This is a genomic window from Oryzophilus luti, assembly GCF_059726245.1.
Window position 1 is genome coordinate 1,198,543 of record NZ_AP040874.1, and the last position, 25,449, is coordinate 1,223,991.

Annotated in this window: 24 protein-coding genes; 8 read left to right on the forward strand and 16 right to left on the reverse strand. The window is 61.5% G+C overall.

Annotated features, from left to right (window positions below):
• Positions 1–39 precede the first annotated feature (39 nt).
• The gene (locus AC6IZO_RS05235; RefSeq protein ID WP_497809928.1) at positions 40–2,271 is read right to left on the reverse strand and encodes a glycoside hydrolase family 57 protein; all 2,232 of its coding nucleotides are present in this window, start codon (positions 2,269–2,271) and stop codon (positions 40–42) included.
• Positions 2,272–2,398: 127 nt separating this feature from the next.
• Between AC6IZO_RS05235 and lptF the strand changes: the two genes are divergently transcribed.
• Together lptF and AC6IZO_RS05245 are read left to right on the forward strand one after the other, a co-directional pair.
• Positions 2,399–4,777 carry an LPS export ABC transporter permease LptF gene (gene lptF / locus AC6IZO_RS05240; protein ID WP_497808687.1) on the forward strand — a complete coding sequence of 793 codons (2,379 nt, stop codon included), beginning with the start codon at positions 2,399–2,401 and terminating at the stop codon, positions 4,775–4,777.
• A 70-nt stretch (positions 4,778–4,847) separates the two neighbouring features.
• Positions 4,848–6,644 (forward strand): ABC transporter ATP-binding protein, encoded by a 1,797-nt coding sequence (locus tag AC6IZO_RS05245; RefSeq protein WP_497808689.1) that lies wholly within the window; start codon positions 4,848–4,850, stop codon positions 6,642–6,644.
• 17 nt (positions 6,645–6,661) lie between these two features.
• On the opposite strand, the gene AC6IZO_RS05250 is transcribed toward AC6IZO_RS05245, so the two are convergent.
• Positions 6,662–7,294 carry a class I SAM-dependent methyltransferase gene (locus tag AC6IZO_RS05250; RefSeq protein WP_497808691.1) on the reverse strand — a complete coding sequence of 211 codons (633 nt, stop codon included), beginning with the start codon at positions 7,292–7,294 and terminating at the stop codon, positions 6,662–6,664.
• A gap of 85 nt (positions 7,295–7,379) precedes the next feature.
• On the reverse strand, positions 7,380–7,814 hold the full coding sequence (locus AC6IZO_RS05255) for a bactofilin family protein (protein ID WP_497808693.1): 435 nt from the start codon (positions 7,812–7,814) through the stop codon (positions 7,380–7,382).
• Between the two features lie 363 nt (positions 7,815–8,177).
• Between AC6IZO_RS05255 and AC6IZO_RS05260 the strand changes: the two genes are divergently transcribed.
• Entirely contained in the window at positions 8,178–9,011 is an 834-nt protein-coding gene (locus tag AC6IZO_RS05260; RefSeq protein ID WP_497808695.1) for a hypothetical protein, read from the forward strand.
• Between the two features lie 48 nt (positions 9,012–9,059).
• Here AC6IZO_RS05260 and menC read toward each other — a convergent pair whose 3' ends face one another.
• The 6 genes from menC to bshC form a co-directional block, all read right to left on the reverse strand.
• Entirely contained in the window at positions 9,060–10,169 is a 1,110-nt protein-coding gene (gene menC / locus AC6IZO_RS05265) for an o-succinylbenzoate synthase (protein ID WP_497808697.1), read from the reverse strand.
• A 15-nt stretch (positions 10,170–10,184) separates the two neighbouring features.
• Entirely contained in the window at positions 10,185–10,889 is a 705-nt protein-coding gene (locus tag AC6IZO_RS05270; RefSeq protein ID WP_497808699.1) for a GNAT family N-acetyltransferase, read from the reverse strand.
• 138 nt (positions 10,890–11,027) lie between these two features.
• Complete coding sequence (gene mazG / locus AC6IZO_RS05275) at positions 11,028–11,897, reverse strand: nucleoside triphosphate pyrophosphohydrolase (protein ID WP_497808701.1); 870 nt, start codon at positions 11,895–11,897, stop codon at positions 11,028–11,030.
• The gene (locus tag AC6IZO_RS05280; protein WP_497808703.1) at positions 11,890–12,648 is read right to left on the reverse strand and encodes a glycerophosphodiester phosphodiesterase; all 759 of its coding nucleotides are present in this window, start codon (positions 12,646–12,648) and stop codon (positions 11,890–11,892) included. The genes mazG and AC6IZO_RS05280 overlap by 8 nt, the downstream gene beginning before the upstream one ends.
• A gap of 7 nt (positions 12,649–12,655) precedes the next feature.
• Entirely contained in the window at positions 12,656–12,988 is a 333-nt protein-coding gene (locus AC6IZO_RS05285) for a hypothetical protein (RefSeq protein WP_497808705.1), read from the reverse strand.
• A gap of 84 nt (positions 12,989–13,072) precedes the next feature.
• Complete coding sequence (gene bshC, locus AC6IZO_RS05290) at positions 13,073–14,677, reverse strand: bacillithiol biosynthesis cysteine-adding enzyme BshC (RefSeq protein ID WP_497808707.1); 1,605 nt, start codon at positions 14,675–14,677, stop codon at positions 13,073–13,075.
• Between the two features lie 297 nt (positions 14,678–14,974).
• Here bshC and AC6IZO_RS05295 point away from each other — a divergent pair, with 297 nt between their 5' ends.
• Complete coding sequence (locus AC6IZO_RS05295; protein WP_497808709.1) at positions 14,975–15,253, forward strand: YciI-like protein; 279 nt, start codon at positions 14,975–14,977, stop codon at positions 15,251–15,253.
• Between the two features lie 90 nt (positions 15,254–15,343).
• On the opposite strand, the gene AC6IZO_RS05300 is transcribed toward AC6IZO_RS05295, so the two are convergent.
• Positions 15,344–15,607: a hypothetical protein gene (locus AC6IZO_RS05300; RefSeq protein ID WP_497808711.1), complete on the reverse strand. Its 264-nt coding sequence runs from the start codon at positions 15,605–15,607 to the stop codon at positions 15,344–15,346.
• 18 nt (positions 15,608–15,625) lie between these two features.
• Entirely contained in the window at positions 15,626–16,165 is a 540-nt protein-coding gene (locus tag AC6IZO_RS05305; protein WP_497808713.1) for a MerR family transcriptional regulator, read from the reverse strand.
• 294 nt (positions 16,166–16,459) lie between these two features.
• On the opposite strand from AC6IZO_RS05305, the gene modA reads away from it, so the two are divergent.
• Positions 16,460–17,221 (forward strand): molybdate ABC transporter substrate-binding protein, encoded by a 762-nt coding sequence (gene modA / locus AC6IZO_RS05310; protein WP_497808715.1) that lies wholly within the window; start codon positions 16,460–16,462, stop codon positions 17,219–17,221.
• Between the two features lie 111 nt (positions 17,222–17,332).
• Here the strand turns inward: modA and bamJ are convergent, their stop codons facing one another.
• Positions 17,333–18,148, reverse strand: coding sequence for a BamJ family beta-barrel-assembly machinery protein (gene bamJ / locus AC6IZO_RS05315; RefSeq protein ID WP_497808717.1), 816 nt, complete (start codon positions 18,146–18,148; stop codon positions 17,333–17,335).
• 106 nt (positions 18,149–18,254) lie between these two features.
• On the opposite strand from bamJ, the gene AC6IZO_RS05320 reads away from it, so the two are divergent.
• From AC6IZO_RS05320 to AC6IZO_RS05330, 3 genes are all read left to right on the forward strand, one after another.
• Positions 18,255–18,980 carry an HAD family hydrolase gene (locus AC6IZO_RS05320; RefSeq protein ID WP_497808719.1) on the forward strand — a complete coding sequence of 242 codons (726 nt, stop codon included), beginning with the start codon at positions 18,255–18,257 and terminating at the stop codon, positions 18,978–18,980.
• Entirely contained in the window at positions 18,980–19,399 is a 420-nt protein-coding gene (locus AC6IZO_RS05325; RefSeq protein WP_497808721.1) for a (deoxy)nucleoside triphosphate pyrophosphohydrolase, read from the forward strand. The genes AC6IZO_RS05320 and AC6IZO_RS05325 overlap by 1 nt, the downstream gene beginning before the upstream one ends.
• A 272-nt stretch (positions 19,400–19,671) precedes the next feature.
• Positions 19,672–20,844 (forward strand): GGDEF domain-containing protein, encoded by a 1,173-nt coding sequence (locus AC6IZO_RS05330; RefSeq protein ID WP_497808723.1) that lies wholly within the window; start codon positions 19,672–19,674, stop codon positions 20,842–20,844.
• Here AC6IZO_RS05330 and AC6IZO_RS05335 read toward each other — a convergent pair.
• From AC6IZO_RS05335 to AC6IZO_RS05350, 4 genes are all read right to left on the reverse strand, one after another.
• Complete coding sequence (locus tag AC6IZO_RS05335; RefSeq protein ID WP_497808725.1) at positions 20,841–22,100, reverse strand: Nramp family divalent metal transporter; 1,260 nt, start codon at positions 22,098–22,100, stop codon at positions 20,841–20,843. The genes AC6IZO_RS05330 and AC6IZO_RS05335 overlap by 4 nt on opposite strands.
• Before the next feature lie 313 nt (positions 22,101–22,413).
• Complete coding sequence (locus tag AC6IZO_RS05340; protein ID WP_497808727.1) at positions 22,414–23,655, reverse strand: magnesium transporter; 1,242 nt, start codon at positions 23,653–23,655, stop codon at positions 22,414–22,416.
• Between the two features lie 169 nt (positions 23,656–23,824).
• A complete protein-coding gene (locus AC6IZO_RS05345; protein ID WP_497808729.1) occupies positions 23,825–24,571 on the reverse strand; it encodes a YebC/PmpR family DNA-binding transcriptional regulator in 747 nt (248 codons plus the stop codon).
• Between the two features lie 276 nt (positions 24,572–24,847).
• Positions 24,848–25,435 carry an acyloxyacyl hydrolase gene (locus tag AC6IZO_RS05350; RefSeq protein WP_497808731.1) on the reverse strand — a complete coding sequence of 196 codons (588 nt, stop codon included), beginning with the start codon at positions 25,433–25,435 and terminating at the stop codon, positions 24,848–24,850.
• Between the last annotated feature and the right edge of the window lie 14 nt (positions 25,436–25,449).

Below are 25,449 nucleotides of genomic sequence, written 5' to 3' on the forward strand. Positions count from 1 at the left end.
ATCCGCGTGGCTCTCGTGCTGAACGTGCGTGGGCAAGGCTCAGTTCTTAGCGTACTCGTTGCTGATGATGACGTCTTCCGGCTCTACGGAAAGATCGACGGAGCCTTCGACCGGCAGCGCGTCCAGCAGCAGCTTGTCACGGTAGAGGGCAAAGCGCAGGTTGACGGTGCTTCCCTGGCTGGCACCAAGCAGTGCCAGCGGCACCTGAAGCTCAAAGATGCTGCCCAACTGAGTATCGCAGCCCTTGGCGTCGGCATCGGTGGCCATCGGAGCGGTATCGCCGTTCGCCACCAGTCGCCAGCCGGCCAACTTGCAGTCGCGCACGGTGCCTTCAAAGCGATAGTTGCGCGCCCTCTCTTCCTCTGTGCCACGCACGGCAAAGAAGACCGCAATGCGCGTCTCCGCCTGCGGCAGCAGCGCGGCAAAATCAAGTCGGCCGTACACATTCGCCTCATCCACACCCGCGTAGATCGCCTCCAGCACAAATTCCTTGCCGTGCATGGAGCCGCCTCGGCGGTCGCTCGAATACATGGCCGCGCCCATCCAGTCGAAGTAGTTCGTTACCTCGCCATCGATCACCGGATGGATGTAGGCGGACTGCGCCACGACGGTAGGCTTGGAGGTCCCGGCGGAAATGGGCCGCGCCAGATACTCAGGCGGCACACCGCCCAGCGCCTGGTAGACGTTTGAGAGGTGCTTGCGATAAAGCTCGTCGAAATCGCGATCATTGGCGGAGTGATGCTCTGGGCCGTACCACCAGTTCCAGTCGCTGCCCTCAGCAATCAGCAGTTCTTCATAGGCCAGCGCGCGCTGCTCCGCACTGGCGTGCTCGGCGTTGGACGTGTAGAAGTCGCGAGCCTCCGAGAGATAATCCCAGGCCTTGTTGTCCTCGGGCGCGCCGATCCAGACGTGGAAATTCGCGTTGATCCACGAGCCGGGCACCAGCTTCTTGAGCTTGCCCACCGTCTCAGGCTTGCTGCGCTCAATGGCTTCGGCCACCGTGACGGTCTCCACCTGCGGGTCACTGCCGAGCAGGTCATAGAGCCTCCGCAGGAACTCGCGTCCCGACTTCGGGTAGGTCTCCCAGGCGTTTTCGCCGTCAAGGATGATGGGTACGACGGCGTCCTTGCCATTCTCCACCAGCGGAGCCGCGTTGGCTCGAATCGAATCGAGCATGTGCCTGGCCGCATCCTGCGCGGGCATTCCGGCATAGACAAAGCCGATCAGGTCGGAGAGACGATGGTCGCGGAAGACCATATTCATCTCCGCCGCTTCGCCTTCGTACTTGTAGACCTTATAGAGGTTCGCTGCGCTCTCCGGGGTCAGCTTCTGCGCGGCATCGCGCGTGAATTCAAAGCCCAGGCTGCGGCCCAGCACGCCCTCGTCGGTGGCCATCCAGCGGACGCCGCACTTGGCGGCCAGCGCAATCGCCTCCTCCGAGACGCTGCCCTCCGACGGCCACATGCCCTGCGGACGCGAACCAAACGTGCGCTCGTGCAAGGCCATCGCTCGCTCAATCTGCACCTGCGCGTCTTCGGGGTGGCGGAAGCGATGGTTCGGCGACGGCATGCCGGGGGAGGAGATGGCTCCCTGATTCGTGTCGCACACCAGCGGCAGAATGGGGTGATAGTAGGGCGTTACAGAGAGTTCGACGCTGCCACGCTCGGCCGCCGCGCGGTAGGCAGGCAGCACAGCCTTCACGATCTCAAGTTCTTTGCGCAGGACGGCCTTCTGATCGTCGAGCGAGAAGCTCTCGCCCTTCTCCACCAGCCGCGCTACTTCGGGGTCATCGAGGAAGAACTCGTCAAACCACGCCAACTGTGACAGCACCTGAAGATCGGTGTAGTCGCGCTGCGTAAAGGTCACTTCCGCTCGCGTCGGCTCGGGGCCTGCGGCGCGTACCTGCTCCCACAGCGTGCGGTAGCGTGGGTAGCGGGCAATCATCTGCTCCGGATGCGCCTGGAACAGGTAGGTGAGCGCGAAAAACTTTTCGGCCTGTCCGAGCTGATTGGCGGGTTTTGCAGCAATCTGGAAAAACGGGTCGCGGAAAGCCCCGGAGACGTAGTCGTTGATCTGCGCTACCAGTGACGGAACAATGTTGAAATTCTGGTGGACGTTGGGAAACTCATCCAGCAGCTTCACCATGCCGTAGTAATCCTTCATGGCATGGAGGCGCACCCAGGGGAGACGATACTCCCCGGTCACCAGATCCTTGTAATAAGGCTGGTGCATGTGCCAGAGCAAAACAACGCGAAGTGTTCCGGTAGCCATAGACAACGTTAAGAGAATTTCCTAAGACGATTTTTTACGATACAGGAAGCGCGTCCGTAATACCACAGCCCGTCATGCTAGACTTCTCTTTTGGCCCTGTTTCCAGCACCTTGGGCGTGGATGATCCGTGAAGATTCTGCAGCGCTACATCCTTGGCGAAGTGATTTCGCACGCGGCGATTGGCGCCGCGCTGTTCACCTTCGTCATCTTTATGCGCGACCTGGGCAAGCTGCTGGAACTGGTGGTCCGTAATAGCGCTCCAATTCCATCCGTTGCCGAAATCTTCTTCCTGACCCTGCCCATGGCGTTCACCATCACCATCCCCATGGGCGTGCTCGTCGGTATTCTTATCGGCCTGAGCCGCCTGGCGGCAGATAGCGAAGTGACGGCCATGCGCGCCAGCGGTCTCGGTGCGGGAATGTTCGTCCGCGCGATTTCCCTTTTTGCCGTCCTGATCTGGCTCTTCGCGCTGGCCAACAGCATGTGGATTGCGCCGACTTCGGCGGCTGCGCTGGCCAAGCTGGAAGACCGGTTGAAGAACACGCAGGCTTCCTTCGAAGTTCAACCGCGCGTCTTCTATGAGGACTTCAAGAACATGGTCCTCTACGTGGAGGACGTGAAGCCCGCCGTGGGCGCTGCCATCTGGCGCGGAGTTTTTCTGGCCGACGTTACCAACTCGAGCGCGCCGCGTATCACAATGGCCGAGCGCGGGGTTGTCATCAATGAAGGTCCCGACCGCATTCGCCTGCACTTGGTGAACGGCTCCACGCAGGAAGTGAACCCGCGCGACCCCGAGCAGTACACCATCAGCAGCTTCCAGGACACGGACATTCCCATCACGCTGCCCGCACCCGACGCGAACGCGAAAGACCTTGTCCCGGTCAGCGAGATGAGCACGCGCGAGCTGTGGTACCGCTCCAATCATCCGGAAGCCAACGTCTCGGCCAAGAAGCGCGACCCGCGCGATACGCCCGAAGTTCGCGCCCGCTGGTATCGCGTGGAGTTCCACCGCCGACTCGCGCTGCCGACCTCCTGCCTTGTGCTGGCGCTGGTCGGCATCCCGCTCGGGTTGAGTTCCAAGAAGGGCGGCAAGGCGATGGGTTTCGTGCTGACCATCGCGCTCGTCTTCCTTTACTACTTCATTTCGTTATCAGGCATATCGCTGGGACGAGGCGGCAAGGTTCCGCCCGGGATCGGCGTGTGGGCGGCGAATATTGTCTTCCTTGTTGCAGGCATTCTGCTGACGCGCAAGGTGGACCGCGCGCCCATCGACCTGTCGGTGCTCTCGCTGCCGTGGCAGCGCGTCATGGCACTGTTCAGCAGCAGCAAGGCCGCCCCGGCACAGGCCAGCGCCCGCGACAATGGCAGCGCCTTCGACCGGGCATTCAACCGCCGGCGCTTGTTCAGCGCGCGCTTCCCGCTCATCATTGACGACTTAATCCTGCGCGATTTTCTGATGTACCTCGGCATGATCCTCGCCAGCTTCCTGATGCTGACGCTGGTATTCACGTTCTTCGAGTTGCTGGGCGACATTGTGCGCAACCGCATCTCGCTCTGGGTGCTGGGCGGCTACTTGCTCAACGTCTCGCCGTCGATGATCTACATCATGACGCCGCTGAGCGTGCTGCTGGCGGTGCTGGTCACCTTCGGCCTGCTGCAGAAGTCGAATGAAATTACCGCGATGAAGGCCACGGGCGTCAGCATCTACCGCGTAGTCTTCCCCGTGATGGTCATCTCGGCGGTGATTGCCGCGGCGCTGTTCACCTTTGACCAGCTCTACATTCCCAAGGCGAATCAGCGGCAGGAAACGCTGCGCAACCAGATCAAGGGCAAGCCGCCGCAAACCTACCTGCGGCCCGATCGCAAGTGGATCTTCGGCGAAAAGGACACGATTTACTACTACGAGTTCTTTGACGCCGACCAGAACCGCTTTGCCAACATCTCGGCCTTCCACCTTGACCCGAAGAACTTTGCGCTGACCGAGCGTGTGTTTGCCGCCCGCGCGCATTGGGGAGACAACCTCAACAAATGGATCTTCGAGCAGGGCTGGCAGCGCAGCTTTGCCTATGGCACCGTGCGCACCTTTGACACCTTCGACGTCAAGACCTTCCCCTACACCGGCGAGCAGCCTTCGTACTTCAAGAAGGAAGTTCACCAGTCGCAGGAGATGAACTTCCAGGAGCTGAGCGCCTACATTGCCGACCTGCAACAGAGCGGCTTTGACGTGGTGCGCCTGAAGGTGCAGTTGCACAAGAAGGTCGCCTACCCGATCATCACCTTCATCATGGCCGTGCTGGCCGTACCCTTCTCGCTCTCCACGGGGCGCAAGGGCGCGCTGACAGGCATTGCCATCGCCATCGGCGTGGCGGCCGTCTACTTTGTCGCCAACGCATTCTTCGAGGCCATGGGCAATTCCAGTCAGTTGCCCGCGGCGCTCGCGGCCTGGGCGCCGGACATTATCTTCGCCATGATTGGCGGCTACCTGGTGCTGAAGGTTCCCACATAAACAGCGGCTTGCATCGCCCGCGTCCGCCCGCTCATCCAATCATCAGCGTCACATTCAGGAGTTACAGCACATGTTCAAGAACCTGCGGCCACTGTTTCCGTACCTTGTGCGGTATTGGAAGAAGCTTGCCGCGGGCCTGCTCTCGGTGCTGCTGAACAACGGCATCTGGGTGCTGTTTCCGCTGGTGCTGCGCAACGCCATCAATGACCTGAACACCGGCGTGACGCACGAGAAGCTCGTCCTTTACGCGGCCGAGATGGTGGCCTGCGCCGCAGGCAAGGGCATCTTCCAGTTTCTGACGCGCTGGGTCATGATCGGCGTTTCGCGCGATATTGAGTACGACATGCGCAACGACCTGTTCCGACACTTGGAGCAGCTCGACTACAACTACTACCAGCGCACCCGCACCGGCGACATCATGGCACGCGCCACCAACGACCTGAACGCCGTACGCAACCTGCTCGGGCCGGGCATCATGTATTCCGCCAACACCATCGCCTTCACCGCCGGGTCGCTGTTCTTCATGCTGAAGATCAGCCCGAAGCTGACGGCGTGGACCTTCCTGCCGCTGCCCATCGCCAGCATCCTGATTCAGTATTTTGGCGCCAAGATTTTCAAGCGCTTCGAGCGCATCCAGGCCACCTTCAGCGAGATCAGCGCCCGCGCGCAGGAGAATTTCTCCGGAGCGCGCGTGGTCCGTGCCTATGCGCAGGAAGATGCTGAGATTGCCAAGTTTGAGCGCGACAACGAGCGCTACATGCGCCGCAGCCTGCCGTTGGCGCGGCTGATGGGCATGCTGTGGCCCACGCTGCAGGCGCTGCTCGGCCTCGCCGTGGTCATCATTCTCTGGCAGGGCGGCCACGAGGTGCTGAACGGCCACATCAACGTCGGCGATTTCAGCGCCTTTGTCACCTACATGCTGCTGCTGACCTGGCCCATCATCGCGCTTGGCTACGTCATCAACCTCTTCCAGCGTGGCGCGGCCTCCATGGGGCGCATCGACGACATTCTGCGCACGAAGGCGGCGATCTTCGACGATCCCGCGCAGATCACAGTCTCGCCTGACGTGGAGATTCGCGGGGAGATTGAATTCCGCAACCTGACTTTTGCCTATCCGCGCGAAAGCCAGCTGCGCGACAGCGCTGCCGCGCCGACTGTGCAGCCGGGCTCACCCATTCTCAAAGAAATCAACTTGAAGGTTCCGGCAGGCACCAGCCTCGCCATCGTCGGCCCCACGGGCAGCGGCAAATCGACGCTGGTAAATCTGATTCCGCGTATCTACGACGCCGAGCCGGGCATGGTGCTCATCGACGGACGCCCCATCCGCGAATATCCGCTGGCACTGCTGCGCCATAACATCGGCTTCGTCCCGCAGGAGACATTCCTGTTCAGCGACACCATCCGTGGCAACATCGCCTTCGGCGTGGAGAACGCGACCGACGAGCAAGTGCACCGCGCCGCCGAAGTCGCCCGCATCGCCGGGGACATCGAGTCGTTCCCCGAGAAATACCAGACGATGGTGGGCGAGCGCGGCCTTACGCTTTCCGGCGGACAGAAGCAGCGCACGGCGATTGCCCGGGCCGTCATTCGCGATCCACGCATTCTGGTGCTCGATGACGCGCTGGCCAGCGTGGACACGCAGACCGAGGAGTACATTCTCAACCACCTGCGCAGCGTCATGCAGGGCCGCACCACCATCTTCATCTCCCACCGTGTTTCCACCGTGCGCAACGCCGACCGCATTGCCGTGCTGCATGACGGCAGGATCGTGGAGTACGGCACGCATGAGGAACTGCTGGCGCTCAACGGCTATTACACCGAGCTGCACAACCGGCAATTGCTGGAAGAAGAGCTGGAAACGGTCTAGCCCTTTGACCGCGTTGACTACCGAATAATCAGCACTTCGTGGATGTTGTCTTTGCCCAGAAAGAATTTGATCGAAGAGTACTGGTGGAAGAGGTTCTCAATGTGGCGGTTGGCGAAGGCCCGCTGCAACTGAAACTGCGCGCCGGTCTGGAGTTCCAGCGTCTCAGTGTCGCGCATGTGGTAGCGCGCATACGGCGCATCGGCGCCCGCGCTCTTTGCGTGGAACAGTCCGAGCAGAATTCCGCCCGGACGAGTCACGGTATAGAGCCGCTCGACCGCTGGTTTCACCAGCAATTCCGGAAGATAGTCGCACAGGTCCCATAGCAGCACGGCGTCGAATGTCTCCGGCTGATACGTCAGGTTCTGTGCGAAGAACGCATCCGAGTCAATCCGCCCGCTGTGTTCGGCCTCGCCGGGTGCCATCAGCCCGGACTCCTTCGCAGCCGTCAGCAGGTCCTCGTTGTAAAGCTTGTGTCCAAGGCCGGTGATGAACTGGATGTTGGTGGGAGAGGTCGGGCCAAGATCGAGAATGCGGCGGCCTTCGCAGCCGAGCGCCACCTGCGCAAATTGCTGCAGGCCGGTGGAACGGCGCGTGATGCGCACTGCCGCGGAATCCTGCGGCGCAGCGGCCACCTCGGCTTGCCCGAACAACTTCCTCCAGAAATTCACCAACCGGTTCTGTCCCCTCAGAGGTAAGGCCGGCGCTCAGCACCGGCCCTCAAGATTCCTGCCTGCTTTACTTGTGCTCCGGCGTTGGGCCGTTGTGCGTGGAAATCGGCGTCGGCGTCAGGTTCAGGCTCGGCGTCACTGCCGGCTTCGGCTCGGACTTGCTTTCCGGAGCCTTCTGAATGTCGATGGCACCCTTGAAGAAAGCGCCATCCTCTATGATGATGCGCTGGGTGAAGATGTCGCCGTTGAGCAGCGCGCTCTTCTTCAGCTCCACCTTGTCGGTGCCGCGCACATTGCCGTCCACCTTGCCGTGGATGATGATTTCCTTGGCATGAACGTTGGCGCGCACGCGTCCGTTCGGCCCGATGACGAGGGCGTGGCCCTTCAGCTCAATGCTGCCCTCGACTTCGCCGTCGAGATACAGGTCTTCACTGCCGCTCAGCTCGCCCTTGACGAGCACTGACTTGCCGATGTGCGCCACATCGGCGCGGAAACTATCCATCTTCGGAGCCTCCATGCGGGGTGTTGCTGCGGGCGCATACTGCGGAACAGGCGCCGGTGGTGGTGTAGGTGGTGTGTACGGCTTCTCGTCCTCTTTACGCGATTTCCACATGGACATGGGCGATCGCTCCCGTCCTTCTCTGGTCTCGGCCAACCAAAACAGCCTAATCCCAGTATTGTACGCTGCATCCGGGATGGTGTTTCGCGGCTATCTCGAACTATAGACGAGCCTTGCGAGGACGGCAACCGCTCTCCTGTTACCACGGTCCAGCCCGTGCATTGGCCGCGTGCCTAACATTCCGGCGGCCATTCCGTCTAAAATTGACATATGCACCGGTCTGTCTATTTTCGGGTCTCCTTTTTGATGTTGGTCTGCCTGCTGTTCGCATCCGCCGCCGTGGCACAGGACGCCGCCGCGCGCGAACTGGTGCGCCGCGCCATCCAGAATGACGCGCGCGATGCCGACGGACACGCCGCCGTGCTCTACGCCTACAAGAGCAAGCTGGAGAAGATCAACCGTCCGGTGACGGTGAAGCAGATTGTCGAGACCCCGGATGGTACGCTCGCCCGGGTTCTCTCGCTCAACGGCCAATTACTGAACGGCCAGCAGGCCACCGATGAGGATGCGCGCGTCAATCGCCTGCTGAACCCCGACGAGATGCGCAAGAAGCGCAAGTCGCAGCAGGAAGATGCCAACCGCGCGATGAAGTTGTTGCGCGCCATTCCCGACGCATTCCTGTTCACGCGCACTGGGGAGGAGAGCACGGCAGACGGACACAAGCTGATCAAGATGCGCTTCACGCCCGATCCGAAGTTCAATCCCCCGTCGCGCGAATGCATCATTCTCCAGGGCATGAGCGGAGAAATCATCGTGGACCAGACCGCCACGCACATGGTCCGGCTCGACGGCACGCTCGCCAAGGACGTAACGATTGGATGGGGCATCATCGGACGCCTCGACAAGGGCGGACGCTTTGTGGCCGAGGCCGGCAACGTGAGCAACGGACACTGGTCCATCACGCGCATGACGCTGAACTTCTCCGGACGCGCGCTCATCTTCAAGAACATCCGCATCCTTGAGACCGAGACCACTTGGGACTACCGCCCGGTCGACCGCATGAGCGTGCCGCAGGCCATCAACTACCTGAAGGCGCAGGAAGCGCAGGCCGCCGCGCACAAGACCGTCGCCAAAAAGTAAACGCGCAACGGGCTGGCCGCTGCGCGTCTCCAATTCCCTGCCAATCCTCTACAGCTTGATCGTCTCCTTGCGGACGGTCAGCTTCTCAATCAGTTCTTCCTTGATGGCAAAGCCGCGCCCAGCAGTCGTCGGCACCGTGATGGTACCCACCACCGAGACCTTCACTTCCGGCTCAATGATGTCTTCCTTCCAGTAGCGCGCGCTGGCGGAAACATCCCCCGGCAGCGAGAATCCCTCCAGGGTCGACATGGCGATGTTGTGCGAGCGGCCGATGCCCGTCTCGAGCATGCCGCCGCACCACACCGGAATGTTGTTGGCACGGCAAACGGCCTCCACGCGCTTTGCCTCCGAGAAGCCGCCGACGCGCCCCAGCTTGATGTTCATGATGCGGCAGGCGCCCATGGCAATGGCCGTCTCGGCGTCGCGATGATGACGGATCGATTCATCCAGGCAGATCGAGGTCTGCAGCTTCTTCTGCAACTCGGCGTGCTCGCGAATGTCGTCGCACCAGAGCGGCTGCTCGATCATCAGCAGGCCGTAATCATCGAAGGTGCGCAGGTGGTCGAGGTCGTCCATGGTGTAGGAGGAGTTGGCATCGCAGCTAAGCAGAATGCGTGGCCAGTGCTCGCGCAGGCGCGCCAGCACCCGCGTGTCCCAGCCCGGCTTCACCTTCACCTTGATGCGCTGGTAGCCGTCGACAATCTCCTTCTCGACCTTGTTCACCAGCTTGTCGATGGTGGGCTGTATGCCGATGGAAACGCCGCACGCAATCTCCTCGCGCGTGCCGCCCACCAGCTTCCAGAGCGGAACATTCTTCTCCTGGGCCTCGGCATCCCACAGGGCGTTTTCGAGCGCGGCCTTGGCCATACGGTTGCCGCGCACGCGCTCCATGGCCTTCTCAGCCTCGGAGCCGGTCGCAAACTCCTTGCCCAGCGTCATCGGCGCAAGGTAGTCGCGCAGAATCAACCACGCCGTATCCTGCGATTCCTCGTTGAAGAACGGGTCTTCGCCCGCCGTCACTTCGCCCCAGCCATCCACGCTGCCGCAGTGCGCCGTCACCAGCACAATGCGGCGCGCGGTCGTCTCTCCAAAGCTGGTGACAAACGGGTGCACCAGCGGCATGCGAATTTCACGGAGTGTAATTGCATCCAGCTTCATTGTCCGGAGGTCTCCCTAGAGTGACAGCGCTTCGTCCCAGCGCCCGAGTTTGAAGGTTCCGTTGCCGTGCTCATCGCGCTCATAGCCGAGCACCGAGAGCCCGTTGGCAAAGTTCTGCTGCAGTTGCTCGCGAATGCGCATCTGCACCTCGGCAGCCTTGCTCCGCATGTGCTCGTCGGCCTTCCAGGCGTAAATCTCCGCCGGCACGTCGACGTTCACATCAGTCTCAACGGCTGGCAACTTGCCCGTCTCCAGAATGCTCATGGTGCGGCGCGAGCGCAGCCACCACTCCGAAACCAGACGGTCCGAAGGCAGGCCGCCCTGCAGCGGCGAGGTGGTGATGCCGTAGTGATTCACGTCATACCGGCGCGCTATGGCACCCAGCCGCTGCATATTAAAGAATGAGTTCTTGATCTCCAGCGGATCGAAGGTCCACTCCATCAGCTCGATGCCTTCTTCCAGGCCGATTTCGCGCTGCCAGAGCTTCATGTGGCGTCCGAGGCCCGAGTTGCGGTACTCCTTGCGCACTCCGAGCATGTGCGAGTGCATGTAGACGCGGCCGTTGCGGAAGCCAGGAATATCGAATGTGAAGGCAACCATCTCGCTGCCGTCGTACGCAGCCAGCACGTGTCCGCCGATGCTCTCTCCCACAACAAAGAACCTGACTGGAACCAGTTCGGCGTCCGTGAAGCCCCATATCTCCTTTTGCAGTGCAAACACCTGCCGGAACTCTCCAACCGTGTGACAACTGCGCAAGGTCAACGCCCCGCACTTCTTTTCCTTTGCCACCTTCTCGCCTTTCTGCGTAGGAGACCCGCACGGGGTTCCCCACGAAGTTCGAACCCGTGAATGCCTGAACTACTTTGTATGTTTTGCCTGCTGCCAGTAGTGCTCCATCTCGTCGAGGCTGGCCTCGTCGAGTGTTTTGCCCTCTGCCCGTAAACTTTGTTCCACGTGTGCGAAGCGCGTGCGGAATTTGCGGTTGGTGCCGCGCAGCGCCGACTCCGGATCGACGTCAAGATAGCGCGCCAGGTTCACCACCACAAACAGCAGATCGCCCACTTCATCCTGTAAGCGCTGCTGCAACTCCGGTGGCACGTTCGCCTCGCGCGCACCGGCCACGCCGCGCCCAATCGGCTGCGGCCCCGGCGGCGGAATCTTCTCAATCTCGCGCTGCAACTCGCCGGCCTCTTCCTTTAGCTTGTCGAAGATGCCATCAATATCCGGCCAGTCAAAGCCCACCTGCGCGGCCTTCTTGCTGAGCTTGGTCCCTTCCAAGAGCGCGGGCATTGCGGGAGAAACTGACGCGAGCATCGACTTTGGCTCCGTGCTCCCCTTGCCCTTTTCGGCGCGCTCCTGCCGCTTGATGGCCTCCCAGTTGCGCAGCACCTCGTCGGAGGTATCGGCTTCCACATTGCCGAAGACATGCGGATGCCGGCGCACGAGCTTGGCGGAGAGCGTGTCCAGCACGTCGTCGATGGAGAAGCGCTCCTCCTCCTTCGCCATCTGAGCGTAGAACAGCACTTGCAGCAGCAGGTCGCCCAGCTCGCCGGTCAGTTCGTCCCAGTCGCGCAGGTCAATCGCTTCCAGGACTTCGTAGGTTTCTTCCAGGGTGTATTGCTTGATGGTGTCGAAGGTTTGCTCGCGGTCCCAGGGGCAGCCCCCCGGCGCACGCAGACGCCGCATGATCTCGACCGCCCGCTCAAACCGCTTTCCCGTATCAGACATTCTCGAATGATAGTGGATTTTCGGCCGCTCCGGTATCCTCCAGCCCAAGGATGGAGAGGCTGCGGCCGTGAAACATCTCGCAAAGCAGTTCGGTGTTGTCCGTCAGAATGCCGTCCGCGCCGTTGCGCGCGCAGCGCTTCATGCCCTTCGCAGTATTCACGGTCCACACCAGAACCTTCTTGCCCGCGCGATGATATTCGTCAATCGACTTGCGGCTGGCGATGCGCCAATAGGGCTTCAGATACTCCACGGGAAGCCGCTTCCAGAGGGCCATGCTGCGCTTGCGGTTGGCAATAAAACCCAGCGGAACTTCCGGCAGCAGGTGGTGGAGCTTTACAAGCACCTTGGGCAGGAAAGACGAGATGATCAGGTTCCTGGGCAGCTCCGGCAGTGAGTGCAGCATCTCCGCCACCTGCGGCTCAATGCCCGGAACTTTGATTTCAATATCGAGAAACGATCGCGTGCCGTACTCGGCAAGCACGTCTTCGAGGCAGCACAATTCCGCGCCCCGGCGCTTGCGCGCGATGAAGCGCCGCGGACGCAGGTGCGCGGTCAGAATTTCGTCGTAGGTGGAACTGTCGATGTGAAGGCCGGCAATCTTCGCGTCATGCCAGATCAGCAGGCGGCCGTCGGAGGTGCGTCGAACGTCGAGTTCGACGCCATCGCAGCCCTGCGCCAATCCGAGATCGAAGGCGGCAAAGGTATTCTCCGGCGCTAGCTTGCGGGCCCCTCTGTGAGCGATCAACAGCATGGGCGGCTCAGTCCAGATCGAAGTCGCGCAGCGGGCGGCCTTCGGACTGGGGCTCTTCCTTCGCGCGGCGGAGCGCATCCTGGAACTTCTTCTCCAGCAGGTCCGCCTTGTTCTTCTCCGCCTCCACCGACTGGCGGAACAGGGATTCCTTATGCACGTCGCGCTCGCGCATGGCGCGCGCGGCCTCTTCCATGTCGGCAAAGGTCTTGGCGGCAGGTTTGGCTTTGTGTGAGATGACGGCGCGCGTCACCGGGTCAATCCGCAGCGTCGCTTCGCAGCAGGGACACAGCACTTCAAACCCAATCTCGGCCGGAGCGTCCTTGTTGTTCTTCTTGCCCATGTAGGAATGGTAGCGCGAAACCCTCGAAGCTCCAACTGTCCGCAGCGGGAGCTTCCGGAAGGACGATTTTCGCGCTCTTGCCTGCTAAATGCGCACCAGTTGATGCACGCCGCTGGCCGCGCCTGCGGCCTCCACCAGCCGGTCAATCAGCTCCGGGCCATGCTTGGCCACGAAGTGGACACCGGGCAGCACGCGCTCCTGCAAGCCCTTGTGCGGGAACAGCTCCGTCAGGATCAGGTCGCAGTCCGTGTTGATCTGCTCGTTGCGCCGCAGTTCCGCGCGGGCGGCCTTGGCCGAGAGCCGTGTGAGCTGGTAGTGCATCTTGCGGCCTGCGTGCTCGGCGGCCTCCACCAGCGTGTGATCCAGATCATCCAGTTCTTCGGTCAGCTCATGCAGCATGGCTTCGAGGTTCGCGTAATTGGCCTCGAACATTCGGCGCACACCCGGCGGCAACACTCGCCCCGCGAGGGTCTCGCGCAAGCTGTCGGCTCCGTGGAAAAGCTCGGGAATCGTAATGTGATAGCGATTGAGCAGCCGCTCCATGCGCGAGTTGATCAGCGTCATGCTCGCGCGCGGCAGCACCGGCGTGCTGTAACCCAGCAGCTTGTCATAAACCACGCTGTTCTGCGCGAAGTACGCCACCTCGGCCGGACCGCCGAGATAAGCCGCCGTTGGGAACAACACATCCTGCGCCACGGGACGCAGCAGCACGTTCGCGCTGAACAGTTCCGGCTGCGCCTTCACGCGCGCAATCAACTCCGCCTGCGGCACCAGACGCGTGCCAATCTTGAAGTTCTCTCCCTCAAGCTGTACCACCTTGCGCGTGCCGTCCTCGAGCGAGAACAGCAGCGTGGAGCTTGCCGTGACCTTCACCTGCTCGTGATAACCGGCGTCACGCAGGCGCTTACCCCGCGCCAGCAACGCGGTATCAATCTCCGACGCACGCTCCAAGGCCTCCGCCATCAGCGGCGCAAACACCTTGTGCAGTTCGGCATCCAGTGGGTCCACCAGGATCAGCCCGTGTTCCGCGAACAGGCGCGCGAAGAGCTTTCCAAAGGCGCTGCCGTAGCTCTCGCCTTCGGCGTAGCACTCGCGGATCATCGCCGCCACATGCACGTCACCGAGCTGCGCGGCGAACTCATCGGCCACCTTTGCAATCTCCGCGCCGAACGCGATGGTGCCCACCGGCTGGTCCGGTTTCCCTGCGCTTTCCGCCAGGAAGCCGCGCAGTTCCTTGTCCGCAGGAAGAACCGTGTGATTGATCTCCGCCAGATCGTGGTCTTCGGTCGCCAGCCAGAAAATCGGCACCGCATCCACGCCCTGCTCGGTCAATTTGTGCGCCAGCGCCACTGCGTGCGCAGCCTTCAGAACGGAATACAGCGGCCCGCCGAACAGGCCCACCTGCTGGCCGCTTAGCACGGCGGCCGCGCCGTTCCGCAGGCGCTCAATCGAGTCAAAGGTCTTCTGCTCGGCGCCAAATGCGCGGTTCTGGCGCGTCAGCGCATCGGCAACCACCGCGCGTCGCTCCGCCGGGAACTCACGGGCCACACGGCGAGCATGCGCAGCCACCGCCGCAAACTGCGGCTCGTGCGCGTAAAACTCATGAACCTTGGCGAAGTCGAAGAGAACGTCCTGGAACAGCCGCGACATGTGCGGAATGGCGGAGAAAGGAAGCGATTCGGTGCTCACCGCACCTCCAATTTCAGGACAACATGGACAATCCGTGGACATTCGACTTCTCCGCTCTGTGCTTGGTAAATTGGTCGCCCGCCGGCCCTGCCAGCAAAGCTGCTGCCGGCCAGCGTTCCGAAACCGTGAAAATCCGGCGCGATACACCTTTGGATGAGCCACGCGCGCACAGGTCGCACGAACTGCCGGGTACACTCCGATTCTATCGCAGCCCGCGGCTGAGGATTTCCCTTCCGCGACCGCGCACCGCTTGTGCTATCGTGCGGCCAACGCAATCCTGAGCAACAGGGAGGCTCTGTGCACCACATTCTTGTCTATGACGTTGTGTCGGACTATCTAGAGCGGCGTGGCGCGTTTCGCGAGGAGCACCTGCGCCTGGCACGCGAAGCCCACGAACGCGGCGAACTCGTCCTGGGTGGAGCGCTGGCCGACCCTGCCGACGCAGCCGTACTCGTTTTCAAGGGTGAAACACCCGATGCGGCCATCGCCTTCGCCAACGCCGATCCCTACGTGCAGAACGGCATCGTCAAGCAGTGGCGCGTGCGCAAATGGGTAACGGTGATCGGGGATAAATAGTTCTGAAGCAAAGTTCCTGCGCAAGGCAGCCTTCGCGCCCCATGCTCTCTCATCGCGCAAGCGCTGCTCCGCCCCGGATTGTGCCCTGCTCTAGCTTGGTTTGCGCGGGATGATCTCGTAATCCCGTATGAAGAACTGCGCGGAGCACTGGTCGGAGCCGCACAGCACGGGCAGCAACCCGGCAATCTGTTTGCGCGTGATCAATCCCAGGGTCCCGCAGCTTGGGCAGGCCATCACGGCCCAGAACGGGTCCTGCTCGTCGCCGATTTCACCGGCATTCTCAAGCACGAAGATCGTGCCCGGGTTCATCTGCTCGGGAATCCACTCGTTCAGGTAATTGATCTCAGCGATCATGCTCTCCACCTTTCAGGGTCATTCCCCAACCGCCTTGGAGCGTCGTGTCCTCCGCGGGATGGGCCTGTGAGTGTCGTGGGCCGCCGGAGCCTTGCGCGGCGCATTGCGCCCGGCTTGCGGCGTGCCCCCGGCTTGCATGCGGGAGATGGTTGCGAGGTCGGCACGAACCTGTTCCAGCGCGTCGCTGAGGCAGACGGCGATGATGGGCTGGCGCGCATTCTTCAGCACGTCCACAACGCCACGGTCCGTGTCCTTCAGGTAGATGCTTCGCCCGTCGGTCAGCAGGTGGAGTTCGCCTCCGGAGGAGACGGTCTCCAACAGACGGCGGCCCAGTTCACGCTGCAGGTAGCGGATCACTTTGCGGATCCGCTGCAGGCTGAAGCCGCGGCGGCGAAGCTCGCAGATGACTGATATTTCAGCTACGTCTTCCGGGGAGTAGAGGCGTCGATGACCTTCGCGGGCGGGCACCACAAGCCCGCGCTCGTCCCACCACTGCAACTGCCGCGCACTCAGGCGCGTCAACTGCGAGACCTGCACGGACGTGAATTTCTGCTCCACCGCCGGCGCTCCCTCGGAAACTGGAAAAGAACATTTCAACACTGAAATGTTTGGAACATCTTACCCGCATCCTGTTGGCTGTCAAGTTAACGTTCTGATTCCGCCAAACAGTGGTCCTCAAGGGGCACGGTCGGAGGATTCAGGTCTTGTCCGTCTCCCTTGGACGCAACGCGCTTTGTCGTGTTAATACGTCTTTTAAACCATACGGTTTCGTCTTGACACGACACACCATTCCGTTCAAAGTGAAGGAGTCGAACGTGATCCCTGACGATTGAATGGAGTGAAACTCTGATTATGAAGAAGTCCTTGTGGATTTTCGCGCTGGCGCTGCTGCTCGGCTCGTTCTCGTTTGCGCAGGAGCTGAACATTGCCGCCGCCGCCGACCTCACCAGCGTTCTGCCCAAGATCACCGCCGAATTTACCAAGCAGACCGGCATCCAAGTGAAGAACACGCTGGGGTCTTCCGGCAACCTGACCACGCAGATTGAGAACGGCGCGCCGTTCGACATTCTGCTCTCCGCCGATATCGAATACCCCAGCCGCCTGATCGACCACAACATGGCTGAGAAGAGCTCGCTTTATGAATACGCAGCAGGCCGCCTGGTGGTCTGGGTGCCCAACAGCAGCAAGCTCGACGTGAGCAAGGGCCTGAAGTCGCTGACCGATCCTTCGGTGAAGAAGATTGCCATTGCCAACCCGGCGCACGCGCCCTATGGCCGCGCCGCCGTCGCCGCGCTGAAGTCGGCGAAGTTGTATGACACGCTGCAGCCCAAGTTCGTTATGGGCGAGAACATTTCGCAGACCGCGCAGTTCGCGCAGTCCGGCGCCGCCGACGTGGGCATCCTTGCTTTGTCGCTGGCGCTGAATCCGGCCACAGCCAACACCGGCCGCTACTCGGTTGTTCCGGCAGAACTGCATCCGCCGCTGCGCCAGGCTGGCGTCATCGTGACCGCCTCCAGGCACAAGGCGGAAGCCGCCAAGTTCATGGCCTTCCTGAAGTCGGCCGAGATCGTGAAGCTGATGAAGAGCTACGGCTTCACCATCCCCGGCAAATAGAGTTCGGAAACTTCCGGTTCTGTACTCGCGCCAAACTTCCTCCGGCGCAAATTGAAACGGCGGGCCTCGTGCCCGCCGTTCTTTTCATGCCTGCGTTTTCTCTCTGGCCGGCTACTTCTTCGGCTCCGCTGGTGCTGCCGGAGCGGCGGCGGGCTTGATCGAAAGCAATTCCACGTCAAAGACAAGCACTGCGTTCGGGCCGATGTCCGGGCCGGAGCCGCGCTCGCCGTAGGCCAGCGCCGACGGGATCACCAGCTGCCACTTGGAGCCAACCGGCATCAGTTGCAGCGCTTCGGTCCATCCTTTGATCACCGCACCCACCGGGAACGTGGCCGGGCCGCCATGCTTGGCCGAGGCATCGAATTCCTTGCCGTCGATGAGCGTGCCGCGATAGTTCACTTCAACCGTATCGCTGGCCGTGGGCTTCGCGCCGGTTCCGGCGGTCAGCACTTTGTACTGCAGACCGCTGGGCAGCGTGACCACGCCTGCTTCCGACTTGTTCTTCGCCAGAAAGGCCTCGCCTTCGGTCTTGTTCTTCGCGGCTTCGGCCTTGTATTTCGCTTCGGCGCGCGCGCGGAGGTCATTCTGGAATTTGGTCAGGACGGCACGCATCTCACCTTCCGACATTGTTCCCTTGCCGTTTTCCAGTCCGTCCTTCAAGCCCTGGAGCACCAGCGCCTGGTCAATTTCCGGTGAGGCGTCCACGCGGTTCAGGTTCATGCCCAGGTTCAGGCCGAGGGCATAGCTCACCTTCTCCTTTTCCGTGGCGAGCGTCTTCGGCTCGGCTTGCTTTGCGGGAGCGGCTTTGCTGGCGGTTGCGGGCTTGGCGGTGGTGGTCTTTTTGGGCGCGGTCTGCGCCGAGGCTGCCACGGCCAGTCCCGCGCTCATAAGGCTGACGAGTGCGATCCGAAATGTGCGGTTGATCATGGGCGAGATTGTTTCACCCCAGCGCGCCGCGGTCAAACACTGCCGCGACTGCAACCGTGTATTCTGGTAGCAGCGCTGCTAATGCTGTTTGCACCGGAGAAACTCCTTGAGCCTGGCCCCATCCTCGTCCCCTGAAAACTTTCTGGAGCTGGTGATTGCCCGCAAGCCCCGGCTGGCCGTTTTTGACTGCGACGGCACGCTCTGGTCCGGCGATGCCGGAGCCGGCTTCTTCTACTGGGAGATCGAGAAGGGGCTGCTGCCCAAGCCGGTGGCCGAGTGGGCGCAGTCGCGCTACGCCGACTACCTGGCTGGCAAGGTGGATGAACTGACCATCTGCGGCGAAATGGTCACCATTCACGATGGAATTTCGCTCGACCTGATTCGCAACTCCGCCAAGGATTTCTTCGCTGCACAGTACGAGCAGCGAATCTTCCCCGAGATGCAACGGCTGGTTCATCTGCTACAGAAAGAAGGCTGCGAGATATGGGCCTGCTCTTCGACCAATGACTGGGTGATCGAGGCCGGCGTTGAATCCTTTGGTATTCCGAAGAATCGGATTCTCGCCGCATCCGTCAAGACACGCGACAACCTGGCCACCGGCGAACTGATCCGCGTTCCCACCGACGAACTGAAGGCGACCGCCATCAACGAGGTGCTGGGAAGTACGCCCGACGCCGTCTTTGGCAACTCGATGCACGACCTCGCGATGCTCGAACTGGCGCGCGATCCTTACGCCATCAATCCGAACACAGCCTTGGAACTGGAAGCATCCGTGCGGGGATGGAGTGTCTACTGGCCTGAGGCCGTGCGGGTGAAGGAGACGGGAAAGTGATGCAGGAACCAACTGCGCGGCAGGTTGTCGCGGCCATAATCACCCGCGAGGGCTCCGGCACCACCGAGATCCTGATTGGACAGCGCCGCCCCGACCAACCCTTCGCCGGACAGTGGGAGTTCCCTGGTGGCAAGGTAGAGCCAGGAGAAACGCTGGCAGAGGCTCTCGCGCGCGAACTTCAGGAAGAACTCGGCATCCGCGCCCGCATTGGCCGCCGAGTGGCCGTGGTGCGTCACACCTACGAGAACGGCAAAGCGGTCGAATTGCACTTTCACCACGTCACGCGCTATGAGGATGAGGTGCAGAACCGCATCTTTGCCCAACTGCTCTGGCAACCTGCCACCACGCTGCGCGAGTTCCGCTTCCTTGAGGCCGATCGTGGCATCGTCACGCAGCTTGCACGCGGAGAGTTGCTCTAGAGGCGGATGACTTACATCCTCCAAGCTCTGTGGCCTGAATCGCTTCATCCACAGGCGGCGGATGGTGTGCGAGGCCTCGACGCAGGCAGCAGCAACTGCCGGAGCTTTCAGGCGTAGCTCAGAGCACGTCAAGCTGCCCCGTGCACGCGGCGAGCGATACTTTCGTGCACACATGAAGAGCCATTCTCTTGCGTCTCCTGCACCCCGGTCATACCCTTGATGAGTCGGTTTCGTGCGGACTCGACTCCGCCCCCGGGAGCAATGCCGCCGCTATGCAGACGATTCTGGTAGCCGAACTCTTTCTACTCGCCTCGTTCCTCATCAGTCTTATTGCGATCGCTGCCACCACGCCCAATCTGCGGCGCGAAACAAGTTTGCTGGCGCTGGCCTATGTTGGTGCCACAATTGCGGTCCTGCTGATGCTGGTCCAGCATGCCCTGCACGCGCCGTGGATCGCTCTCCTTTCCAATTCGCTCACGCTGCTCTGCTACGTTCTGTTCCACCACGCCATTACGAGCGTGGTTGAGCGTCCGGATTGGACTCTTCCCGCGCAAACCGTCCTTTTGATTCTGTGCTTCGCCGGCCTTACTCAATATGCCGTGCTGGAGCCGAATACCTCGGCGCGCGTGATTCTGCTCAGCCTGCTGGTGGCGGCACAGGCCACCATGAGTGGCATTGTGCTCCTGCGGGAGCAACGCCCGGAACTCCGGCCTCCGTGCACCATTACCGGCATCCAGATGCTGCTGGTGGCCGCCTGCATGCTTGGCAGGGCCATCATGACCGCAGTCTCGCGCATTGAAGGTGATTACCTCTCCTCGGAGAGCTATGTGCAAATTGCCGGGCTCATGGTATTCCTCATTTCCAGCGCCTTGATTCCTCTCTGCTTCTTCTGGATGACGACGGCACGTGAACATGCCCGCCTCAATGACGCCGCGCGCCGTGACGCTCTGACCGGTCTGTTGAACCGCCGCGCGCTCCAGACGGAAGTGCCCCGCGAAATCTCGCGCCACACCCGCGCCCGCAAGTGTTTCTCCATCGTCATGTTTGATCTCGACCACTTCAAGCGATTGAACGACACCTACGGCCACGCCGCCGGAGATTGCACCTTGCAAAGCGTGGCACAGGTTCTGCGTAAGCAGGGACGCACCGAAGACCTGTCAGCCCGCGTCGGCGGTGAGGAGTTCCTGATCGTTCTGCCGGACACGCCGTTGCCCGGAGCAATGGCGTTTGCAGAACGGATACGGAAGAATATCGAGCAGATGCGCGTTTCCACCAGGAGCGCAGAGCTGAAGGTTACCGCCAGCTTCGGCATCGCATGTTTTCAGCCCCCCTCTGACACATGGGAAGCAGTGCTGCAACGCTGCGATCAGGCGCTCTATCGGGCGAAGGCTAATGGCAGGAATTGTTTGGTTTTACAGGATGAACCGCAGCCTGTGGAGCACTAGACGCCCGCGCGCAGCGTCCAGAGGTAGGCGCCCGTCAACACGATCACGATGACTGCCGTCGCCCACGCGACAATGTTGAAGAAGCGCGAGTTCACGTACTTGCCCATCAGCTCGCTCTTGTTCACCAGAATCAGCATAGCGATCAGCACGAAGGGCAGCACCGCACCGTTCAGCACCTGCGAAAAGAGGATGACGTCCGCACGGGGAATGCCCGGAATCATCACCACCGCGCCACCGGCCACAATCAGTGCCGTGTAGAGCCAGTAGAAGAACGGCGCATCGCCAAACTTCTTGTCCAGCCCGGATTCAAAGCCGAGGCCTTCGCAGACGGTGTAGGCCGTCGAGATTGGCAGAATGGATGCCGCGAACAGCGAAGCGTTGAAGAACCCGGCGGAGAAGAGGATGTAGGCGTATTTACCCGCCAGCGGCTTCAGCGCCTGTGCGGCCTCGGCCGCCGACTTGATGTCGTGCACACCGTGCACGTAGAGCGTGGCCGCGCAGGCCACCACAATGAACCACGCCACGATATCCGTGAACAGGCAGCCCACAATCACGTCCAGCCGCGACGCGCTGTACTCCTTCGCCGTGATGCCCTTCTCCACAATGCTCGATTGCAGGTAGAACTGCATCCACGGGGCGATGGTGGTACCGACCAGCCCGATGATCATGTAGAGATAGGCCGAATTCTTGAACTCGCCCAGCGACGGCGGCAGCACGGTCTCAATGCCGGCAGCCTTCCATGAGGGATGCGCCATCACGCCCGCGATGAGGTAGGCGAAGTAGATGAATGAGGCGGCGAGGAAGACCTTCTCCACGCTCTGGTAACTGCCCTTCACCACCATCAGCCACACAATCAGCCCGCACACCGGCACACTCACCCACACAGGGATGCCGAACAGCTCCAGGCTGAGCGCGATGCCTTCAAACTCCGTAATGACGTTGCCGAAGTTGGTGATGATCAGGCCGATCATCATGAAGAACGTGATGCGGAAGCCGAACTCTTCGCGGATGAGGTCGCTGAGGCCCTTGCCGGTGACGGCGCCCATGCGCGAACACATCTCCTGCACCACGATGAGCGCCAGGGTCATCGGGAGCATGATCCAGAGCTGCTTGTAGCCGAACTGCGCGCCCGACTGCGAGTAGGTCAGAATGCCGCCCGCGTCGTTATCGACGTTCGCCGTGATGAAGCCGGGACCGACCACGGCAAGGAACATCAACAGACGAATCTTCCAGAGTTTGAGACGGCTGCTCTTCATGGCGCGCGAACTGGACCTTTGTCTACATGGCTTCTAGCGGGAGCGATCCCGAAAGCTCAGAATAAACGCATCGCGCGCTCGCGCCAACCCCGAAGGCAAGATTTCACGGAAATTCATTTGCACAACGTGTCCGCGAAGTCAATCGACGCAGCAGAGGCACCTGACGACACGGCGTCGACAGGCTCAGGCGCTCTGCAATGGGCGAGGCCCGTGCCCTACATCTGCCTGCTTCTGGCAGATGTGGGTACCCTCATCTGGGGCGCACGCGAGACGGTTCAACGGGCAATGAATTCGGCAACTGTAATTGAAATGATTAGAGCTGATCGCGCAGGATGGCAATCACGTCGTCGGCGGTGATGACGCCGGTCAGAGCGCCCTGCTCGTCGACCACGGGCAGCGCCAGCAGGTTGTACTTGTCGAAGATCTCTGCCACTTCCTTTTCGTCGGCGTCACTGGAGCAGGTGATGAGCGGCTCAATCGTCAACTCCTGCAGAGGGGTCTCCGGCGTGGCCAGCAGCAGCTTGGCCAGCGGCACGGCGCCCACCAGCCGGTCGCCTTCCGCCACCAGGTAGATGGTGCTCATGCTCTCCACATCGCCCTCGAACTTGCGCATCAGCGCCACGGCATCGGTCACCCGCGCGGTCGGTGCCAGCGACATGTAGTCGGTGGTCATGCGGCCGGCGGCGGTGTCCTCATCGTAGTCCAGCAGTTCCTGAACGTCCTGCCGCTCCTGCGGCTCCATCTCTTCCAAGATGGCTTCGGAACGCTCTGGTTCGAGGTCGCCGAGCAGGTCGGCCGCGGCGTCCGGGTCCATCTCCTCGACAATGTCCGCCGCGCGGTCGTTGTCCATGGAGTTGACCAGCGAAACCTGCAGCTTCGGGTCGATTTCTTCCAGCGCCTGCGCCGCTACTTCCTCGTCGAGGGCCTGGAAGACGGCCTCGCGCTCGGCTGGCGCCAGTTCTTCGATAATGTCCGCGATATCGGCCGGATGCAGCTTCTCAATGCGCTCGCTGCTGATCTTCAACCGCACGCGCCGCGCCGGATCGGTCTCGATGAGATTGACGAACTCCCACGGAATATTGCGGGCCGGAATGCGCCGCATCAGGTCGGCCAGCGTCGGACGCGGAACCATGCCCTTCAGCAGGCGCCGGACGGCGCCTCGTGCACCGGCATCCACAAAGCCCAGCCGCAGCCCGAACGAGCCGTCGCCGCTCGCCACCTGCACCAACTCAATGTCATTCACGCGCACAACCTTGCGTCCGTGAACATCAATGATCTGCTGGTCGAGCAAGTCGCGCGCCAGCAACAGCATGCCCTCGGAGCTGGTGAACTGGCTCCAGTCCCTGCGGCGCACGCTGCCCATCACCCCGCCGTTGATGTACATGATCTGGCGGGTGGAAAGCAGCCGGTCGCCCTCGGCGGTCTTCACCACCAAGGCGGAAACGTGCGCGGCATCTTCCTGCGGAACGATGGCAATCTCACGCACACGTCCGGCCTTGCCCGCCGGGTCGTAGACCGTCAGGCCAAGCAATTCGGAGAGTGCGAAGGTATTCATGGTGCCAGAATAATCCTCAACTTTCAGGGCTGCCAACTGCATTCGCGCAAATTTCCAGTGAACTTTTCAGATACCTGCCACCGCACCGCAAAGGCGCGTGTTCCTCCGGGCAAAACAAAGGCCGCTCGAACTTGAGCGGCCCTTTGGGAACTCGAAATGAGGCGCGAGACTAGCCCGCGACCTCCTCCATGTCCTTCTCGTCGAAGTCGAAGTTCGAGTAGACGTTCTGCACATCGTCGGAATCTTCGAGCACTTCCATCAAGCGGAGCATGGTCCGGGCAGGCTGGCCCTCAAGCTTGACGTAGTTGGCGGGCAGCATCGTGACCTCGGCGCTCTCGGTGGCAATGTTGGCGGCCTTCAGGGCCTCCACCACGGCTTCGAACACGCTGGGATCGCAGATGATTTCAAAGTTTTCGCCATCGTCCTGCAGGTCATCGGCGCCGGACTCCAGCACGATGTTCATCAGGTCGTCTTCCTTGGCGTTGGCCTTGGGAACGATGATGTCGCCCTTCTTGCTGAACATGTGCGCCACAGAACCGGAGGAACCCATGTTGCCGCCGTTCTTGCCGAAGGCGTGGCGGATTTCACTGACCGTGCGGTTGCGGTTATCGGTCGTGACCTCAACCATGATGGCCGCGCCGCCGGGGCCGAAGCCCTCGAACGTGATCTCTTCGTAGTTGACGCCCGGCAGTTCGCCGGTACCGCGCTGGATGGCCTTCTTGATGTTGTCGCCCGGCATGTTTTCAGCCTTGGCGGCGGCGATGGCACCGCGCAGTCGCGGGTTCTTTTCCGGGTCACCACCGCCCTTGGCGGCCATGGTGATTTCCTTGATCAGGCGGGTAAAAATCTTGCCGCGCTTTGCATCCAGCGCGCCCTTCTTGTGCTTAATTGTTGCCCATTTTGAGTGGCCGGACATGCCAGAACCTCACGAGTAAGTAATTTTGGATTTCGAACTTGCGCCGCCGCCGAAGGCCGCAGCTGGATTGCGCCAGCCGGAACCGGCGCAGAACTTGCAGCACAGAAGCCGCGCCGCATCAACTGCTTGGCGCCGCGACGCACAAGGCGTCTCACTCCTGCACACAATTTGTGATTATAGCACGAGCCGGAAGCCCTCACCCGCTCGCATCACGCTCAATTTCAATGCCCTGCGAGCTTTGGCCCCATTGTCCAACAGAACAATCCACCTCGCGCGCTATTTCTTCCACCACGTGTAGCCCAGCGTCCACTGCATGGTGGCGTTCACGCCCGGATTGTGCGCGCCAATGGAGGCATTTGACAGGTGCGCCAGCCGTACATCCCAGGTGATCGCCTCGCCGGGCTTCACAAAGTGGTGCATGCCAAAGCCCGCGCCGGAGAGGAAGTTGTGCTTGGAGGTATCGCCCGCCGGCACGTTCTCATTGGTGTGCATATAGGTGGCGGTGGCGAAGAAGAATGGCACGTTCTTCTTGTGGTGGCCCGTAAAGTTCCACTTCAACATCAGCGGTGAGACGCTGAATCCGTAGACCGTCTGCCGGTTCAGTACGGCATCCACCGGAGAGAACTCCCAGCCGTACTCAAAGGTTCCCCGCGCCCAGCCGCGGCCCATCTCGCCGGTCATCACACGCGAGGCGCGCACGCCCGCCCGGGCGAACTGAACGTCGGTGTTCACGCCCACGCCGGTTCCGCCGCCTGCATAAACCGCACCGCTCCAGTGCTCGCGCTTTACCACAGAGGCCAAGTCATCCTGCGCCCACGCGCAGGCCGTCAACAGCAGAACTGCAACCAGCAGCTTCGTTCTCATCGTTCGGTTCGTCT

Bases quoted from the DNA above. Each gene is read 5' to 3' on its own strand.
- AC6IZO_RS05300 (WP_497808711.1), bottom strand. From the start codon at position 15,607: ATGATCGCTGAGATCAATTACCTGAACGAGTGGATTCCCGAGCAGATG.
- AC6IZO_RS05340 (WP_497808727.1), bottom strand. From the start codon at position 23,655: ATGAATACCTTCGCACTCTCCGAATTGCTTGGCCTGACGGTCTACGAC.
- AC6IZO_RS05285 (WP_497808705.1), bottom strand. From the start codon at position 12,988: ATGGGCAAGAAGAACAACAAGGACGCTCCGGCCGAGATTGGGTTTGAA.
- AC6IZO_RS05325 (WP_497808721.1), top strand. From the start codon at position 18,980: ATGCAGGAACCAACTGCGCGGCAGGTTGTCGCGGCCATAATCACCCGC.
- menC (WP_497808697.1), bottom strand. From the start codon at position 10,169: ATGAAGCTGGATGCAATTACACTCCGTGAAATTCGCATGCCGCTGGTG.
- AC6IZO_RS05255 (WP_497808693.1), bottom strand. From the start codon at position 7,814: ATGGATAGTTTCCGCGCCGATGTGGCGCACATCGGCAAGTCAGTGCTC.
- AC6IZO_RS05335 (WP_497808725.1), bottom strand. From the start codon at position 22,100: ATGAAGAGCAGCCGTCTCAAACTCTGGAAGATTCGTCTGTTGATGTTC.
- AC6IZO_RS05345 (WP_497808729.1), bottom strand. From the start codon at position 24,571: ATGTCCGGCCACTCAAAATGGGCAACAATTAAGCACAAGAAGGGCGCG.
- AC6IZO_RS05260 (WP_497808695.1), top strand. From the start codon at position 8,178: ATGTTGGTCTGCCTGCTGTTCGCATCCGCCGCCGTGGCACAGGACGCC.
- bamJ (WP_497808717.1), bottom strand. From the start codon at position 18,148: ATGATCAACCGCACATTTCGGATCGCACTCGTCAGCCTTATGAGCGCG.
- AC6IZO_RS05350 (WP_497808731.1), bottom strand. From the start codon at position 25,435: ATGAGAACGAAGCTGCTGGTTGCAGTTCTGCTGTTGACGGCCTGCGCG.
- AC6IZO_RS05330 (WP_497808723.1), top strand. From the start codon at position 19,672: ATGCAGACGATTCTGGTAGCCGAACTCTTTCTACTCGCCTCGTTCCTC.
- modA (WP_497808715.1), top strand. From the start codon at position 16,460: ATGAAGAAGTCCTTGTGGATTTTCGCGCTGGCGCTGCTGCTCGGCTCG.
- AC6IZO_RS05245 (WP_497808689.1), top strand. From the start codon at position 4,848: ATGTTCAAGAACCTGCGGCCACTGTTTCCGTACCTTGTGCGGTATTGG.
- AC6IZO_RS05235 (WP_497809928.1), bottom strand. From the start codon at position 2,271: ATGGCTACCGGAACACTTCGCGTTGTTTTGCTCTGGCACATGCACCAG.
- AC6IZO_RS05280 (WP_497808703.1), bottom strand. From the start codon at position 12,648: ATGCTGTTGATCGCTCACAGAGGGGCCCGCAAGCTAGCGCCGGAGAAT.
- mazG (WP_497808701.1), bottom strand. From the start codon at position 11,897: ATGTCTGATACGGGAAAGCGGTTTGAGCGGGCGGTCGAGATCATGCGG.